17 protein-coding genes are annotated in these 17,012 nt (G+C 71.4%); 9 read left to right on the top strand and 8 right to left on the bottom strand.

What is annotated here, in order from left to right; genetic code table 11:
• The 4 genes from FV234_RS17060 to FV234_RS17045 form a co-directional block, all read left to right on the top strand.
• A partial coding sequence (locus tag FV234_RS17060) for a GyrI-like domain-containing protein (protein WP_147830514.1) occupies positions 1–556 on the top strand: 556 nt, incomplete at its 5' end.
• A 102-nt stretch (positions 557–658) separates the two neighbouring features.
• Positions 659–1,426, top strand: coding sequence for a Fe-S cluster assembly protein HesB (locus FV234_RS17055; protein WP_147830512.1), 768 nt, complete (start codon positions 659–661; stop codon positions 1,424–1,426).
• A gap of 293 nt (positions 1,427–1,719) precedes the next feature.
• Entirely contained in the window at positions 1,720–2,784 is a 1,065-nt protein-coding gene (gene trpS / locus FV234_RS17050) for a tryptophan--tRNA ligase (protein WP_147754022.1), read from the top strand.
• Positions 2,784–3,485 carry a haloacid dehalogenase type II gene (locus FV234_RS17045; RefSeq protein WP_147830510.1) on the top strand — a complete coding sequence of 234 codons (702 nt, stop codon included), beginning with the start codon at positions 2,784–2,786 and terminating at the stop codon, positions 3,483–3,485. Before trpS ends, FV234_RS17045 begins: the two co-directional genes overlap by 1 nt.
• Positions 3,486–3,488: 3 nt before the next feature.
• Here FV234_RS17045 and FV234_RS17040 read toward each other — a convergent pair whose 3' ends face one another.
• From FV234_RS17040 to FV234_RS17005, 8 genes are all read right to left on the bottom strand, one after another.
• Complete coding sequence (locus FV234_RS17040) at positions 3,489–4,142, bottom strand: pyridoxamine 5'-phosphate oxidase family protein (protein ID WP_147830508.1); 654 nt, start codon at positions 4,140–4,142, stop codon at positions 3,489–3,491.
• A gap of 205 nt (positions 4,143–4,347) precedes the next feature.
• Entirely contained in the window at positions 4,348–5,367 is a 1,020-nt protein-coding gene (gene ilvC, locus FV234_RS17035) for a ketol-acid reductoisomerase (RefSeq protein WP_147830506.1), read from the bottom strand.
• Positions 5,368–5,398: 31 nt separating this feature from the next.
• Positions 5,399–6,034, bottom strand: coding sequence for a TetR/AcrR family transcriptional regulator C-terminal domain-containing protein (locus FV234_RS17030; RefSeq protein WP_147763789.1), 636 nt, complete (start codon positions 6,032–6,034; stop codon positions 5,399–5,401).
• Positions 6,035–6,119: 85 nt separating this feature from the next.
• Positions 6,120–6,758: a glutathione S-transferase gene (locus FV234_RS17025; RefSeq protein WP_147830504.1), complete on the bottom strand. Its 639-nt coding sequence runs from the start codon at positions 6,756–6,758 to the stop codon at positions 6,120–6,122.
• Positions 6,755–7,126, bottom strand: a complete 372-nt coding sequence (locus FV234_RS17020; protein WP_147830502.1) for a type II toxin-antitoxin system PemK/MazF family toxin — start codon at positions 7,124–7,126, stop codon at positions 6,755–6,757. Before FV234_RS17020 ends, FV234_RS17025 begins: the two co-directional genes overlap by 4 nt.
• Complete coding sequence (locus tag FV234_RS17015) at positions 7,110–7,412, bottom strand: MazF family transcriptional regulator (RefSeq protein ID WP_147830500.1); 303 nt, start codon at positions 7,410–7,412, stop codon at positions 7,110–7,112. The genes FV234_RS17020 and FV234_RS17015 overlap by 17 nt, the downstream gene beginning before the upstream one ends.
• A 52-nt stretch (positions 7,413–7,464) precedes the next feature.
• Positions 7,465–8,007: an acetolactate synthase small subunit gene (gene ilvN, locus FV234_RS17010; protein ID WP_147754014.1), complete on the bottom strand. Its 543-nt coding sequence runs from the start codon at positions 8,005–8,007 to the stop codon at positions 7,465–7,467.
• A 134-nt stretch (positions 8,008–8,141) separates the two neighbouring features.
• On the bottom strand, positions 8,142–9,917 hold the full coding sequence (locus tag FV234_RS17005) for an acetolactate synthase 3 large subunit (protein WP_147754013.1): 1,776 nt from the start codon (positions 9,915–9,917) through the stop codon (positions 8,142–8,144).
• 431 nt (positions 9,918–10,348) lie between these two features.
• Here FV234_RS17005 and FV234_RS17000 point away from each other — a divergent pair, with 431 nt between their 5' ends.
• The 5 genes from FV234_RS17000 to FV234_RS16980 are packed head-to-tail and all read left to right on the top strand — an operon-like array spanning position 10,349 to position 17,008.
• Positions 10,349–10,849, top strand: a complete 501-nt coding sequence (locus FV234_RS17000) for a chemotaxis protein CheW (RefSeq protein WP_238272290.1) — start codon at positions 10,349–10,351, stop codon at positions 10,847–10,849.
• Positions 10,850–10,868: 19 nt separating this feature from the next.
• Positions 10,869–12,368 (top strand): protein-glutamate O-methyltransferase CheR, encoded by a 1,500-nt coding sequence (locus FV234_RS16995; RefSeq protein WP_147830496.1) that lies wholly within the window; start codon positions 10,869–10,871, stop codon positions 12,366–12,368.
• A gap of 17 nt (positions 12,369–12,385) precedes the next feature.
• Positions 12,386–12,922, top strand: a complete 537-nt coding sequence (locus tag FV234_RS16990) for a chemotaxis protein CheW (RefSeq protein ID WP_147830494.1) — start codon at positions 12,386–12,388, stop codon at positions 12,920–12,922.
• 56 nt (positions 12,923–12,978) lie between these two features.
• The gene (locus FV234_RS16985; protein WP_147830492.1) at positions 12,979–14,652 is read left to right on the top strand and encodes a methyl-accepting chemotaxis protein; all 1,674 of its coding nucleotides are present in this window, start codon (positions 12,979–12,981) and stop codon (positions 14,650–14,652) included.
• A 16-nt stretch (positions 14,653–14,668) separates the two neighbouring features.
• The gene (locus FV234_RS16980; RefSeq protein ID WP_147830490.1) at positions 14,669–17,008 is read left to right on the top strand and encodes a response regulator; all 2,340 of its coding nucleotides are present in this window, start codon (positions 14,669–14,671) and stop codon (positions 17,006–17,008) included.
• The last annotated feature ends 4 nt before the right edge of the window (positions 17,009–17,012 follow it).

Here is a 17,012-nt window from a genome sequence, read left to right as displayed (position 1 = left end):
GCCTCCTGCCCCGCCGCAAGCGCAGGCTCCTTCCTCGTCCCCTCCCCAGACCTCCGGGCGAAAAACCCTGGTGGAGGCGCCGGCCAACGCCGACGACGTGGACGCGGTGACGTTGCCGGCCAAGCCCGCCGCGATCCTGGCCGGCAAGACGAAGTGGGACGAGGCGGTGCCGAGCCTTAAGGACGCCTTCGCCCGGATCGAGGCCGACCTGGCCAAGGCCGGCATCGCGCCGACCGGTCGCCCGCTCGCGGTCTTCACCCGGACCGACGACGACGGCTTCGCCTACGAGGCGATGATCCCAGTGGCGTCCGCGCCCGACCCGGCGCCGACCGCCGCCGACGGCCTGCGCTTCGGCACCACCCCGTCCGGCAAGGCCCTGCGCTTCCCGCACAAGGGCTCCTACGACGACATCGACGGCACCTACGAGACCCTGACGACCTACCTCGACGCCAAGGACATCGTCGTCCAGGACCGTTTCATCGAGGAATACGTCACCGACCTCGCCGACAAGGCCGACGACAAGCTCGACGTGAACATCTACGCGCTGACCCGTTGAGCATTTCCAAGCGAGGTGGATGCCGGCTCGCGTGAAGAACATGTTCTAACCCTGCGGCATCGGGCTGGGGAACCGGCGGGAATCCTCGCGGATTCCGCCCCCATGCCCAGCGCGAACCGCCACGACCTCTTCGCCGCCGCCCGCCCTCTCCGCGCAGCCGCGGCGACGGATGGGCCGCCCGCCGACCTCACGGCGAAGGCGCTGGAGATCCACCGCCGGCTGTGCCCGGTCTACGGTTGCCCGATCCCGTACTTCCACAGCCTCGATCCGCTCTCCGAGCTGGTCTCGTCGCTGCTCTCGCACCGCACCCGCAACGCCGATTCGGGCCGTGCGTTCAAGGCGTTGCGCGCGCGCTTTCCGGACTGGGCGGACCTGCTCGCCGCCCCGGTGGAGGCGATCGAGGAGACGATCCGCGGCGTGACCTGGCCGGAGCTGAAGGCGCCGCGCATCCAGGCCGTTCTGCGGGCGGTGGAGGCGCGCCACGGCGGCCTGTCGCTCGACTTCCTGGGGGAGATGACGGTGGACGCGGCGCGGGCCTGGCTCGAGGCGATCCCCGGAATCGGCCCCAAGACCAGCGCAGCCGTGCTGTCGTTCTCGGTGCTGCGCATGGCGGCTCTGCCGGTGGACAGCCACCACCACCGCGTCGCCCAGCGCCTCGGGCTGATCGGTCCGAAGATGGATGTCGGCCCGTCGCACCCGATCTTGAGGTCGCAGCTTCCCGCCGACTGGTCGGCCCAGGACCTCTACGACAACCACGAGATCCTGATGCTGCACGGCCAGCAGGTCTGCCACCACCGCAAGCCCGCCTGCTGCCGCTGCGTGCTCGTCGACCTCTGCCCGAGCGCGCAGGTGGCCTACCGCGAGCCATAGACAATAGCGGTCGGTCGAAGCCGCGTTCAGCAACTTGAGGGCGCGAAGAGCGCTCGCGGAGGACCGGGCCTTTCAGGACTTCGGTCCTGCAAAGCGTAGCGGGGCGAAAGTTTGTGCTCGTGGAGGCGGGCGTCGGCGATTGAGGGCGTCAGAAAGACAGGGCCAGCGCTTTCAGGCGATTGCCCTGAGCCGTAGTCGCCCCTCGCCTTGACCGGCTCGTCCCCCGGGTGCCAGAAACCCGCCCTTCCAGGGACGCGAGATCGCCTCGGCCCGGCATTCGAGGGACCGCGCCGATGGCCGCGTTCAAGGAACTGGTGTTCTCGGGCGTGCAGCCGACGGGCAACCTGCATCTCGGCAACTACCTCGGGGCGATCAAGCGCTTCGTCGAGATGCAGGCGCGCGAGGCGCAGTGCCTGTACTGCGTCGTCGACCTGCACGCGATCACCTTGTGGCAGGACCCGGAGGCGCTGAAGGGTCAGATCCGCGAGGTCACCGCCGCGTTCCTGGCCGCCGGCATCGATCCGAAGCGCTCGATCGTGTTCAACCAGAGCCAGGTGCCGCAGCACGCCGAGCTCGCCTGGGTGTTCAACTGCGTCGCGCGCCTCGGCTGGCTCAACCGCATGACCCAGTTCAAGGACAAGGCCGGCAAGGACCGCGAGGCGGCCTCGATCGGCCTGTACGCCTATCCCGTGCTGATGGCCGCCGACATCCTCGCCTACCGCGCGACGCACGTGCCAGTCGGCGAGGACCAGAAGCAGCATCTCGAGCTGACCCGCGACATCGCTCAGAAGTTCAACACCGACTTCGCCGGCTCGATCGCAGCGCACGGGCACGACGAGGGCGCCGGCTTCTTCCCGATCACCGAGCCGCTGATCGGCGGGCCGGCCGCCCGGGTGATGAGCCTGCGCGACGGCACCAAGAAGATGTCGAAGTCCGACGCCTCGGACAATTCGCGCATCAACCTCACCGACGATTCCGACGCGATCGCCAGCAAGGTGCGCCGGGCCAAGACCGATCCCGACGCCCTCCCTTCGGAAGCCGCTGGCCTTGCCGGCCGACCGGAGGCCGACAACCTCGTCGGCATCTTCGCCGGGCTCAAGGGCACCACCCGCGACGCGGTGCTCGCCGATTACGGCGGCGCGCAGTTCTCGGCCTTCAAGGGCGCGCTCGTCGAGCTCGCCGTCGAGACGCTGGCGCCGATCGCCGCCGAGATGAAGCGGCTCACCGCCGATCCCGCCCACATCGACGCGGTGCTGGCCGACGGTTCGGAGCGGGCCGAGGCCATCGCCGCGCCGACGCTCGATGCGGTCAAGGACATCGTCGGCTTCGTCCGCCGCACGCGCCTGCGCAGCGTGTGATGGCGGTCCGGGCCCTGATCTTCGACGTCTTCGGGACGCTGGTGGATTGGCGCTCGGGCGTGGCGCGTGAGGCGGAGCAGCTGCTCGCGCCCTATGCCCCGCAGCTCGATGGCGGTGCCTTCGCCGATGCGTGGCGGGCGCGCTACGGGCCGTCGATGGAGACGGTGCGCTCCGGCGCCCGCGGCTACGTCGACCTCGACGCGCTCCAGGCGGAGTCGCTGCCCGCGGTGCTGGCTGCCTTCGGGATCGACGGGGTTCCCGAGGCGGTCCTGGCCGACCTTGTCCTGGCCTGGCACCGGCTCGATGCGTGGCCGGAGGTGCCGGATGCGCTCGTGCGCCTGCGGGCGGCCCACCTGCTCGCGCCCGTCTCGAACGGGCATGTCCGGCTGATGGTCGACCTCGCCCGGCGCAACGGCTTCACGTTCGATGCCATCCTCGGGGCGGGCTATTCCCGCGACTACAAGCCGAAGCCCGCGCTCTACCGGGACGCGGTCGCGGCCTTGGGCTTCTCGGCCTCCGAGACCTTGATGGTCGCAGCGCATTCGCTCGACCTCGCGGCGGCGGCGCAGCATGGGCTGGCGACCGCCCACATCGCCCGCCCGCGCGAGCACGGGCCGGCCGGCGGCGAGACCGCGCCCGGCGTGCCGGTGACCTATGCGGCCGCCGACCTCGCCGACCTCGCGCGCCAGCTCGGCGTTTGAGACCTACGCCTCGCCGCGGGCGACCAGCGCCTCGTATTCCGGCACCTCCAGGCGGCCTTCCTTCGCGACGCGGGCCTTGTCCGCGTCGGAGATCACGTCGCCGGCCAAGTCCAAGCGCTTCCACGCGGCCAGCGGCGTCTCGCGGCCCGGCGTCGGGACGTACTTGTTCTGTGCGATCTTCTCGTACTTATGGATGTAGCGCGGGCAGTTGACCCAGATCTTCACCACGTCGACGCGTACCAGGTACTTGGCCTCGGTGTAGTGCGCCATCAGGGGATCGTCGCGCAGCAGCGTCGCGGTGCCCTGCACGCGGACGCGGTGCGGCGTCTCGAAGTCGATGAACAGCAGCCCGACCTTGGCCTGCCCCTCGATGTTGCCCATCGAGTAGAACATGCCGTTGCCGTCGAAGCCCGGGAACACCAGCGTGTGGTCGTCCACGACCTTCACGAAGCCGGGGCCGCCGCCCTTGTACGACACCGTCGGCATGCCGTCGGGATCGACTGTCGACAGGAAGAACATGTCGCGCGAGCCGATGAAGGCCGCCTCGTCGTCCTGGATCGTCTCGTGCACCCACTGGGTGTCGAGGCGGTCGGCGAGCTTGGTGGTCTTGAACTCCTGCTGGAGCGCGCGGTGCGCGTCCGAATAGAGCGAGGCCATGGTTTCCTCCCGAGCCGGCCGAGCCTCCGCGATCCTTGCGTCGCGGAGTTGTCTCGGACTTTCGCGGCGGCACTGTCCCCGCAAACGTCGGCGCGGGCAATTGCCGAGTTTGCCCGCCGCATGAAAAAGGCCGGCCCCGCTTCCACGGGGCCGGCCTTCATCGATCATGGTCGCCTGGAAGGGCTCGACCGAACGTCCGAACGGATCAATTCTTGGTCTTGTCGACCAGCGCCTTCTCGGAGATCCACGGCATCATGCCGCGGAGCTTGGCGCCGACCTCCTCGATCGGGTGACGGGCGAGCTTGGCGCGGGTGGCCTTGAACGAGGTCTGGCCGACCTTGTTCTCCAGCATCCAGTCGCGGGTGAACTTGCCCGACTGGATGTCGTCGAGGACGCGCTTCATCTCGGCCTTGGTCTCGGCGGTGACGATGCGCGGGCCGGTGACGTACTCGCCGTACTCGGCGGTGTTCGAGATCGAGTAGTTCATGTTGGCGATGCCGCCCTCGTAGATGAGGTCGACGATGAGCTTCACCTCGTGCAGGCACTCGAAATAGGCCATCTCGGGGGCGTAGCCCGCCTCGACCAGGGTCTCGAAGCCGGCCTTGATCAGGTCGACGACGCCGCCGCAGAGCACGGCCTGCTCGCCGAACAGGTCGGTCTCGCACTCTTCCTTGAACGTAGTCTCGATGATGCCCGCGCGGCCGCCGCCGTTGGCGGAGGCGTAGGACAGGCCGAGGTCGTGGGCGTTGCCGGAGGCGTCCTGGGCGATCGCGATCAGCGTCGGCACGCCGCCGCCGCGCAGGTACTCGGAGCGCACGGTGTGGCCCGGGCCCTTCGGGGCGACCATCAGCACGTCGAGGTCGAACCGCGGCTCGATCAGGTTGAAGTGAACGTTGAGGCCGTGGGCGAACAGCAGGGCGGCGCCCTGCTTCATGTTCGGCTCCAGCGACTCCTTGTAGATGTCGCCCTGCAGCTCGTCCGGGGTGAGCATCATCACCACGTCGGCCCACTTGGCGGCGTCGGCGACCGACATCACCTTGAAGCCCTGGCCTTCGGCCTTCTTGGCGGTGGCCGAGCCCGCGCGCAGGGCGATGGCGATGTCCTTCACGCCGGAATCGCGCAGGTTGAGCGCGTGGGCGTGGCCCTGGCTGCCGTAGCCGACGATGACGACCTTCTTGCCCTTGATCAGGTTCAGGTCGGCGTCGCGATCGTAGTAAACCCTCATAGTGTTGGTCCTCTCTGGTGAAGGGGTGTGGTTAGCGCTTGGGCTGGCCGTAGAGGGCCAGGAACTGCTCCACCGCGCGGGCGGCGTCGCGTCTGATCTCGGCGGCGTCGAAGGTGATCGCATCGCCGAGCAGAAGTCTGATCTGCACGTCGCGGCCGACGAGGCCGAAGAAGGTGCGGAAGGCGGTCTCGGTGTCGTCGAAGGCGAGCAGCCCCGCCGCGCGGCCCGCCTCCAGCACCGGTTTCAGCCGGTCGCCGATCGCGAAGCGCCCGTTGGCGAGGACGATGCTGCCGAGGTTGCTTTTGCGCGACGCCGCGTCGCCGATGGCGATGCGGTTGAGGGCGATCGAAGCCCGGCTCGAGATCACGCCGAGCCAGGTCGTCGCGAAATCGCGCAGGCTCTCGCTCAGGGCGGCGACGTCGAGGGCGTGCGCCTCGTACTGGCCGGTGCGCACGCGGGAGGCCTGCCATCGCACCGTCGCGGTGAGCAGGCCGTCGCGGTCGCGGAACCACTTGTACAGGGTCTCCTTGGAGCAGCTCGCACGGCGCGCGACCGCATCCATCGTGAGCTGGTCGCCCTCCTCCACCATCAGGTCCAGCACCGCGTCCAGGACGGCCTGCTGGCGGACGGAAGGGGTCGCGTCGTGGATCGCCGAGCCAGATGCCATCGTGCGCTAAAACCGTACCGTACCGTACGGTTCGCCTGATAGGGCGATTCGTTCTGGATCGCAAGGGCGACGGTCAGGGGATGCCTTAGGCCGGAAGCGGCAGGCCTTCGCGGGCGAAGACGGCTTGCACGGCCGGCCGTTCGGCCATGGCGCACGCGTGGGCGGTCCAGGCCGGGAACCGGGCCGGCATGTCGAAGCGCAGGGTCGGCCCGCGGGCCCAGACCCAGAACACCATCAGGTAGGCGTCGACCACGCCATAGCGGTCCTCCACCGCCCAGCCGCCGTTCGAGAGTCGGACCTCGGTCATCGTGCAGAGGTCGCCGAAGGTGTCGGCCGCCTTGGCGCGGATGCCGGGCAGCGCCGCCTCGTCGTCGCTGTAGCGCTCCGCCCGCCGGATGTGGGCGTAGGCCGGGTGGTGGTTGGTCGCGAGCCAGCACAACCACTCGTCGGCCACCGCCTGCGCCGTCAGGTCCTCGGGCCAGAGCCGCGCCTCCGGGTGCGCGCGGGCGACGTGGCGCAGGATGGCGCTGTTCTCGGTGAGGACCCAGTCGCCCACGACCAGGGCCGGCACCCGGCCGCGCTCGTTGATCGCGAGGTATTCCGGCGCCCGCTGGTCGCCGGCGGCGAGGTCGAGGCGCACGGTGTCGTAGGGCGCGCCTGCTTCCTCCAGGGCGATGTGCGAGGCGAGCGAGCAGGCGCCGGGGGCGTAGTAGAGGGTCGTCATGGGCGTGCACCGTCGTCGCTGAGGAGGCTGAGAAGCGTCGCGAGCCTGCCGCGGACCTCGGCGAGGACCACGTCCGGCACGAAACCGAGTGATCTGAGAATGCGTGCGTCCCGATCGATCGAGCGGACCTGATCGACCAGCACCGCGCCCTCAGCCGCGAGACCAGCCGGCAACATCACCTTCGTCGGCCAGGGATCGCGGTTCCGGGTGATCGGGCAGACGATGACGCGGCAAGCCAGCAGGTGCATCTCGTCGTTCGAGACCACCAGGGCCGGACGGCGGCAGTTCTGCTCGGTCCCGCGGACGGGCTCCAGGTCGACGAGGAGCAATTCGCCGGGACGCGCCCGCCGCTCAGCGGGGGTCGTCATCGTCGATGATCTCGGATCCGCGATCCGGTCCCCAATCGACGGTGGGAGGCTCGAACGCGGGTCCGAGGCGGCGCGCTTCCGCGACCATCTCGGCCATCGTGAAGACCGGGATCCCGTTCACGTGCCGGCGGCCCTGAACGTGAGGGCCGGCATCTGTCGTCGTGACGATACGGTCCTTCGCCGTCACCTCGACGGTCTGGCCCTCGCTGAGGCCATGCGAGCGGACGTCGTCCGCAGACAACCGGACGGCGAACGCCTGACCAGATCGTTCCAGTTTCCCTTCCATCCCGACGCTCCTTTCGCGAGCCGGCACCATCATAGCGCCGGCTCTCGCGAAATCACATCGGGTCGGCGCCCCGGCCCATGGCGGCGATGCCGGTGCGGGAGATCTCGACGAGGCCGAGCACGGTCATCAGGCGGATGAAGCGGTCGATCTCCTCGGTCGCGCCGGTGAGCTCGAACACGAAGGAGGTCAGCGTCGCGTCCAGCGTCTTGGCGCCGAAGGCGGCGGCGAGCCGCAGCGCCTCGCCGCGATGCTCGCCCTGCCCCGCCACCTTCACGAGGCACAACTCGCGCTCGAGCGCGCTGCCCTGGAGGGTCAGGTCGACGACCCGGTGCACGGGCACGAGGCGGTCGAGCTGCGCCTTGATCTGGTCGATCACCGCGTTGGTGCCGGCGGTGACGATGGTGATGCGCGAGAGGTGGCGCGCCTCCTCCGTCTCCGACACCGTCAGGCTCTCGATGTTGTAGCCGCGCCCCGAGAACATCCCGGAGATGCGCGCGAGCACGCCCGGCTCGTTGTCGACGATCACGGCGAGGGTGTGCCGGTTGACGGCTTCGATCTTGCCGGCGTCGGGATAGTGGGTGTTCATGGCGTTCATTGCGGGGCGCGTCCTCGTCGTCCAGTTCGTCCAATCCGCGGCCTCGCACCCCTGGGGCGAGGCGGGCGCGGCTGCGCGTCGCCGCCGATGCGGCGGATCGCGGCCCGACCGCAGGGTCGGGCCGCCACCGAAGCCTACACCAGCATCTTGCCTTCCTCGGAGATCACGTCGCCGATCTCCATTCCGGTCTCGCCGAGGTAGTCGGAGAGCAGCATCTCGTTGTGCGCCTTGCCCGACGGGATCATCGGGAAGCAGTTTTCCTTCTTGTCGACGATGCAGTCGAAGACGACCGGGCCGTCGTAGTCGAGCATCTCGGCGATCGCCGCGTCGAGGTCGCCCGGCTTGTCGCAGCGGATGCCCTTGGCGCCGTAGGCCTCCGCCAGCTTGACGAAGTCCGGCAGGCTCTCCGAGTAGCTCTGCGAGTAGCGCGAGCCGTGCAGCAGCTCCTGCCACTGGCGCACCATGCCCATGTACTCGTTGTTCAGGATGAAGATCTTGACCGGCAGGCGGTACTGCACCGCGGTCGAGAGCTCCTGCATGTTCATCAGGATCGAGGCTTCGCCCGCGATGTCGATGACCAGGCCCTTGGGATGGGCCAGCTGCGTGCCGATGGCCGCCGGCAGGCCGTAGCCCATGGTGCCGAGGCCGCCGGAGGTCATCCAGCGGTTCGGCTCCTCGAACTTGAAGTACTGCGCCGCCCACATCTGGTGCTGGCCGACCTCCGTCGTGATGTAGGTCTCGCGGTCCTTGCACGCCTCGTAGAGGCGCTGCACCGCATGCTGCGGCTTGATGATCGTGCCCGAGGGCCAGTAGGCGAGGCACTCGCGCGCCCGCCAGGTGCGGATCTTGGCGAACCACCCGTCGAGGTTGGACTTCTCGGGCCGCGCCGGCAGGGCGTGCCAGGCCTCCAGCATGTCGGACAGCACGCTCGCGCAGTCGCCGACGATGCCGACGTCGACCTTGACCACCTTGTTGATCGAGGAGGCGTCGACGTCGATGTGGATCTTCTTCGAGAACGGCGAGAACGCGTCGAGGCGGCCGGTGATGCGGTCGTCGAACCGCGCGCCGACGCAGATCATCACGTCGCACTCGTGCATCGCGAGGTTGGCCTCGTAGGTGCCGTGCATCCCGAGCATCCCAAGGAACTTGTCGTCGGAGGCCGGGAAGGCGCCGAGCCCCATCAGGGTCGAGGTGACCGGGTAGCCCGTCTCGGCGACGAGTTCGCGCAGCAGGCGCGAGGCCTCGGGGCCGGAATTGATCACGCCGCCGCCGGTGTAGAAGACCGGGCGGCGCGCGCCCGCCATCAGCTCGACGGCCGTACGGATCTTGTCCGCGTCGCCCTTGACCGCCGGCTTGTAGGTCTTGTGGCCGTCGACCGAGGGACGCTCGTAGAGCCCGCTCGCGAACTGGATGTCCTTGGGCAGGTCGACGACGACGGGGCCGGGCCGGCCGTGCGAGGCGACGTAGAAGGCCTCGTGCAGGATGCGCGGCAGGTCGTCGATCGATTTGACCAGGTAGTTGTGCTTCGTGCAGTGGCGCGTGATGCCGACCGTGTCGCACTCTTGGAACGCGTCGGTGCCGATCAGGTGCGTCGGGACCTGGCCGGTGATGCAGACGAGCGGGATCGAATCGAGCAGCGCGTCGGTCAGGCCGGTGACGATGTTGGTCGCGCCCGGGCCCGAGGTGACGAGCACGCAGCCGACCTTGCCGGACGAGCGGGCATAGCCCTCGGCGGCGTGCACGGCGCCCTGCTCGTGGCGGACCAGCACGTGCTTGACCGCCTCCTGGTGAAAGAGCGCGTCGTAGATCGGCAGCACCGCGCCGCCGGGATACCCGAACAACGTGTCGACACCCTGATCCTTAAACGCCCGGATGACCATCTCGGCCCCGGTCATGACCTCGCCGCCCATCGTCTTCCTCCTACTCGTCTTGCTGGTCTTCGTCGTCTCGATGTCGTCGATCGGGCGCGGGCAACAAAAAAGGGCCCCGCGAGGGACCCTGCATGCGCCACCGCCCGGATCGCGGCCCTGAGTTCAGGGCCGCCCCGTCGATGGCGCTTCCGCTACGATAAGGATCGTCTTCATCGCGATCGATCTTTCGCCCAACGCAGGCCGCCCGCATGGCGCTCCGCGTGAAAAGTGACGGGTGTCTTAACGAACGCTCCGGCGATGGTCAACGGCATTCGGGCGGGGCGCGAGGTCTTCATCAGGGATCGGGCCTCCGCGAAGCATTTGCCGCAGGCCGGCCCCAGGGCGCGCCGCGCGATTGCCCCGGCTCGGCGCCGGGCCTATCAACGATCCTCATATCCTCAGCCCAGCGAGCGCGAGTGCACGGAACGCCGGTGGCCCAGCCCGAGACGGCCTCGCTCAGCTACCTGCTCCTCGACGTCGCGGGCACGCCCTGCGCCCTGCCGCGCTCTGCGGCCGGCGAGGTGCTGCCGCTGCCGGACCTGTTTCGCCCGCCGGCCGCCGGCGGGTGGCTCGCCGGCTTCCTCAACCTCGGCGGCGATCCGGTGCCGGTCGTCGACCTCGCGCGCCTCCTCGGCCTGCGCGAGGGGGCGCACGATCCCGGTCCCTACGCCCACTTGATCCTGACGCCGGACGCCGCTGGGGCCTGGCTCGTCGACCGGGTGACCGACCTCGTGACCATCGAGCCCGAGGCGATCCGGCCGGTGGCGGCGCAGGCGAGTCTGAACGGCTGCGTGTCCGCCGAGATCGCCCAGGGCGACCGGCTGATCCACGCCCTCGACCCGGAGCGCCTGCTCGGCGCCGAGGAGCGCGCCCGGGTCGGCGCCCTGACGCGGGCGGCGAAGGCGCGCCTCGCCGCGCTGCCGGCCGCCTGAGCGGACGGCGGCAAACCCGATGCGGCGGCCGTCCGGTCCGAGCCCTCACGCCGACCCGGGCTACGCCGCCCTGAAGGTGCGGATCATCGCGCGCACCGGCCACCACTACTACGCCGACAAGGACGACCTGCTGTTCGACCGCCTGCGGCGGCGGTTCAAGGCCTGCAACGTGGCCGACGCCGCCGCCTACGACGCGCGCCTGGACGACGGCGCCGGAGAGTGGGCGGCGCTGGAGGCCGAGATCACGATCGGCGAGACCTTCTTCTTCCGCTACGCCGAGCAGTTCGCCGCGTTGCGCGAGACCATCCTGCCCGGCCTGGTCGCGGCCCGCGGGACCGAACGCACCCTCCGGGTCTGGAGCGCCGGCTGCTCGACAGGCGCCGAGCCCTACTCGGTGGCGATCCTGCTGCATCAGCTGCTCGGGCCGGCGCTTCCCGACTGGCGGGTCTCGGTCGTCGGCACCGACATCAGCATCGCCGCGCTCGCCACCGCGCGGGCGGCCGAGTTCGGCCGCTGGGCCCTGCGGACGCTGCCGGTGGAGGAGCGCGTGCGCTACTTCCACCGCGTCCCGGCGAGCCCCGGCGCGACCCGCGAGGGCGGCTACGCCCTGCGGCCGGAGTTCCGGCGCATGGTGCGCTTCGAGCGCCAGAACCTGATGAGCCTCCTCGACGGCAGCATGCCCGAGGGCTTCGACGGGTTCGACCTCATCCTGTGCCGCAACGTCCTGATCTATTTCAGCGCCGAGACCGTCGCCGGGATCGTGCGGGCGCTGGGACGGCGCCTGCGCCCCGGAGGCTGGCTGCTGATCGGCCACGCCGAGCCCCACCCGGCCTTCGCCGGCTGGCTCGAGGCGGTGAACCTGCCGGGCACCGTCGCCTATCGCCGGCCGCCCGAATCGGCTCCTGCATCGCAACCCGAGACTCGCGGGGAGCCGCCGCCGTCCTCGCCCCTCGTCGAAGCATCGTCGTTCGAATTCCGTCCGGCGGCAGACATGCTCCTCGAGGCCTCCGGCGCGTCGGCCGTCGCCGAGATCGTCCGCCCGGCGCCGTCCGCGAAGGCTGCGGCCCCGATCGATCCGGCGCCCGCGGTGGTCATGACGCCCGACCTGGTGGCGGAGGACGTGGCGCTCGCCGTCCGCGCGCTGGCGGACGCCGGCGACACCGGCGCGGCGTGGCGCCTGCTGCGCGACGCGCTCGCCGTGCGACCCACCGACCCGGCCCTGCGGCTCTACGAGGGGCTGCTCGCCCTCGGGTTCGGCCGCGAGGCGGAGGCCGAGCGGGCCTTCCGCGGCGCGCTCTACCTCGACCGCGGCTACGTCATGGCCCACTACCATCTCGGCCTGCTGCTCGGGTCCCTCGGGCGGACCGCCGACGCGCGCCGGGCGCTGGACAACGCGGTCGCCTTGAGCCAAGCGCTGCCGCCGGATGCGCCCTTGCCCGAGGGCGACGGGGCGTGCGCCGGCGAGATCGCCCTCAGCGCCGCCGCGATCCGCGACGGCATCGGAACGGGGGCGGCGTGAACGCGGCGGATCGCCAGATGAAACCAGCCGACCGGCCGTCCCGCACGGCGGCGCTGCGCGCGGAACGGACGGCCGCCCTCGCGCGGCGCGGGGCGACGGCGCGCGCGGCGGCCCCGAGCACGGCCTACCTCGTCTGCGCCTGCGGGACGGAGCGTTTCGGCCTGCCACTCTCCGGGGTCGCGCGCGTGCTCGCGGCGCGGCCGTGCACGCCGGTGCCGGGCGCCGCCCCCGCGATCCTCGGCCTCGTCGCCCTGTCCGGCCGGATCGTCAGCGTCGTCGGCCTCGCCCGCGCCCTCGGACGGCCGGGAGCGGAGGTTGCCGCCGGCGGCCACCTCGTCGTCCTTCGCGCCGGCGGGACGCCGACCGCGCTCGCCGTCGACCGCGTGCTCGGGCTCGCCCATCTCGCCGAGGTCGCAGGCGACGCCGAGGGTGCGGAGGGCGGATTCGGCAGCGATGCGGTTTCGCGCTATGCCCCGGCCGATCCCGGCCCGTCCGGCCTCGGCGACTTCGTCGTCATCGACCTGCCGCAGCTGCTGCGGCGCACCCTGCCTTGAGACGCGAGACGCGCGCGATCCACGACGCCGCCGCCTGACCCGGAGCATCAGCCGCCTTGTCGATCTCCATCGGAAAACGGATCCTCCTCGGCTTCGCCGCCGTCACGGTGGTGCTGGTCGCCCTCGGCCTCTACGCCATCGGCCAGATCGGGTCGGTCCGCGACGCCACCGACACCATCGTCGCCCGCGACCTCGCGGTTTTGCGCCAGCTCGACATCCTCGGCAACCAGACGCGCGACCTCGGCGTGATGCGCCGCAACGCGGTGATCGCCACGCTGATGAAGGCGCAGGGTCGGCCCATGGGCGAGGAGGACGTCCTCGCCGCCTGGCGCCGCACGGCCGCCTCGACCGAAGGCCTCTTCGCCGACCTGATCCGCGAGGCCGACACCTATCGCAACCGCGCCCTCTCGGTGGACCGGACGGCGGCCTGGGACCGCCTCCACGCCGTCCTGCGCCAGGCCGTCGAGATCTATCGCCCGTACCGGGACGCCAGCGAGGCACAGCTCGTGGCGGCGCTCGCCGGCGACGTCGCCAGCGTCGAGGGCCGCAACGCCGAGATCAACCGCGCCTACGAGGCGACCATTGTCGCCGTCGAGCGCACCCGGGTCGCCGTCGACGACAGCATCAGCGTCGGCCAGCGCGGGATCGGCGACATCCACGAGCGCTCGCGGCTCTCGATCCTGCTGACGCTGCTCGCCAGCGTCGTGCTGGCCATCCTCGTCACCATCCTGATCAGCCGCGCGGTGGTGCGCCCGCTCGAAGGCGTGATGGCCTTCGCCGAGAAGGTCGGCGGCGGCGACCTGTCCCAGACGCTGACGGTGCGCGGCGGCGACGAGATCAGCCGCCTCGGCCGTGCGCTGAACGGCATGGTGGCGGGCCTGGCCGACCTCTCCCGCACCAACCGCGCCGCGACCTCGGACCTGAACGCCGCCGCCGCCGAGATCCGCGCCTCGGCGCAGGAGCAGGCAGCCTCCGTCGAGGAGCAGTTCGCCGCGGTGCAGGAGACGGCGGCGACGGTGGACGAGATCACCCATTCGGGCGCCCAGATCACGAAGCGGGCCGGCGAGGTGATCGCCACCGCACAGGCCACCGCCCAGACCTCGCGCCAGGGCCTGCGGGCGGTGGCCGACACCGCCAAGGCCATGGACGCGATCCGCGAGCAGGCGGAGGCGGTGGCCGGCAACATCGTAGCCCTGTCGGAGAAGACCCAGACGATCGGCGACATCATCGAGACGGTCAACGACATCTCGGAGCGCACCCACCTGCTGGCGCTCAACGCCGCGATCGAGGCGGCGGCGGCCGGCGAGAGCGGGCGCAGCTTCGCGGTGGTGGCCTCGGAGATGAAGCTGCTGGCCGACCAGGCCAAGGCGGCGACCACCCAGGTGCGCGGCATCCTCTCGGAGATCCAGCGCGGCATCAACACCTCGGTGATGCTGACCGAGGAGGCGGTGAAGCGCGCCGCCACCGGCAAGTCGCGCTCCGACACGACACAGCGGACGATCGAGGAGATCACGGCGCGCGTCGAGGAGAACGTCCAGACCTTCCAGCAGATCGTGGCCTCCACCAACCAGCAGCAGCTCGGCATCGAGCAGGTGATGGGCGCGCTCCAGAACATCCGGCAGGCGAGCCAGCAGACGGCCGCCGGCACCCGCGAGGTCGAGGCCGCCTCGGCCAACCTCACGGAACTGGCCGGCGCGCTGATGGCGCTCGCCGAGCGCTACCGGCATTGATCGGCCGCAGGGCGCCGTGACCGACATCCGCCAGCTTCTGCTCGCGGCCTTCGAGGTCGAGCACCGCGAGCACATCGACGCGATCCGCGCGGCCTTGGGGGCCGAGGGCACCGGCCGTGCGCCCGACTGGAACGACATCTTCCGCCGGGCGCACAGTCTCAAGGGGGCGTCCCGGGCCGTCGACCTGCCGCCGGTCGAGGCGGTGGCGCACCGGCTCGAAAGCCTGTTCGAGCAGGTCTCGGCCGGCGCCCCCCTCGATCGCGAGGCCCGCAACGCGACCCACCTCGCGCTCGACCGGATCGAAGCCTACGTCGCCGGGATGAAGGCCGACCCGGATCTCGCGATGCCGGACGACGCCATCGCAGCCCTCGACCGCTGCCTGGAGGGAGCCCGGCCGGCGAACGACGCCGAAACCCCGACGGCCGAGGCGGAACCGCCGGATCAGCCCGCACCGGTGCCGACGATCGAGGCGGCTCCTGCCCCGGCCGTGGCTCCGGCCTCGCCCCCTGTCTCCCCACCGCCCGCCGTCGAGCCGTCGCCCGAAGCCGGGTCGGCGCTGCTGCGCGTTCCGGCCGACGCGGTCGAGGCGCTGACCCGCGCGAACCACGAGCTCGCGACCACCCTTAGTGCCGGCGCCGCGATCTCGGACGGGCTCGTGCGGCTCGCCCGCCTGTCCGAGGACCTGCGGCGGCAGGCCGAGGCGTCGTTCGCCCGCGGCGCCGTGGCCGGGCTCGTCCGCCTCGCGCGGCAGGAGACCGGGGCCGACGACGCCGTCGACCTCGCGGTGGAGGCCGTCCGCACCGAGATGCGCGCGGTCGAGGCGAGCCTCGCCGTGCTGGCGCGGGACGCCGCCGACCTGTCGCGCCGGCAGGCGGCGGCCGCCGGCTCCGTCGAGGGCGCGGCCGCCCGCGTCGGGCTGCAGGCCGAGCGCCTCGCCCTGGTGCCGGCCGAGACGGTGTTCGGCAGCTTCCCGCGCTCGCTGCGCGAGACCGCCCGCGAGCAGGGCCGCGAGATCGACCTCACTGTCCGCGGCCTCGACCTTCCCGTCGACCGCGGCATGCTGCAGGCCCTCAAGGATCCGGTGCTGCACGCCCTGCGCAACGCCCTGAGCCACGGCGCGGAACCGCTCGCGGTCCGGCGGGCGGCGGGCAAGCCCGACGCGGCCGCGATCCTGTTCGAGGTCGCGATCCGCGGCGGCCGCCTCGTCGTGTCTGTGGCCGACGACGGGCCGGGTCCCGACCTCGCCGCGATCGAGGCGACGGCGCGCCGCCGCGGCCTGCTCCGGCCCGAGGACCCGGCCGACGCGCAGACGCTCCTGGCCCTGGTGTTCGAGCCGGGCTTCTCGACCGCCGGAGCGGTGGACGCCCTGTCCGGTCGCGGCTTCGGCCTCTCGGTGGTCGCCGACGCCGCCCGCGCGCTGCAGGGCGTCGTCCGGCTCGAAGCCCGCGAGCCCTGGGGCAGCGTCCTCACGATCGCCGCACCGCTCTCGGCGGCACGCCGCGCGATGCTCCTCGTCGAGGCGGGCGGGGCGACCTATGCGCTGCCCGGAGCCGCGGTGGAGCGCCTGCTGCGACTCCACCAGTCCACCCTGCCCCGGGCGATGGGCCGCCCGGTGCTGCGGGTCCCGAACCCCTCCGGTACCGAGGAGACCTTCCCGATCGTCGCGCTGGGTGAGATCCTCGGCGGCGGCGCGTCCGCGAGCCCGCACCTCACCGCGATCCTGGTGCGGGCCGGCGGGCGCCGGTTCGCGCTGTCCGTCGACGCGCTCCGCGACGTGCGCACGCTCCTCGTGCTGCCGGCCCCGCCGGTCGGCGGCGATTCCGGCCTCGTCGCCGGCACCGTCGTGCTGCCCGGCGACGTGCCGGCCCTGGTGCTCGATCCCGACGGGCTCGCCGCCCGGGCGGGCCTCGTCGGCGCGGCGGCGTCGCCGGTCGACTCCGCCGCAGGACCCGGCGGAACGTTGGGGGAGGCGCCACGTTCGAAACACCGCGCGACCATTCTCGTCGTCGATGACTCGATCACCACCCGCACCTTGGAGAAGGGCATCTTGGAAGCCGCCGGCTATCGCGTGGTCGTGTGCGTCGACGGGCAGGACGCCCTCGACCGCCTGCACGCCGACATCGAGGTCTTCGACCTCGTGCTCGCCGACGTGGAGATGCCGCGGCTCGACGGCTTCGGCCTGCTCGGCGCGATCCGTGCCGAGAGCCGGTTCGCACGCCTGCCGGTGGTGCTGATGACCTCGCGCGGCGACGCGGCCGACGTCGCCCGCGGCCTCGATCTCGGCGCCGACGCCTACCTGACCAAGCAGAAGTTCGACCAGCGCCAGCTCCTCGACACGATCGGGCAGCTGCTGTGAGCGA

This window comes from Methylobacterium sp. WL8 (genome assembly GCF_008040045.1).
In the GTDB taxonomy this organism is placed as follows: domain Bacteria; phylum Pseudomonadota; class Alphaproteobacteria; order Rhizobiales; family Beijerinckiaceae; genus Methylobacterium; species Methylobacterium cerastii.
Note: the sequence above shows the minus strand (reverse complement) of the source record. Positions and strands in the feature narration are given on the sequence as shown.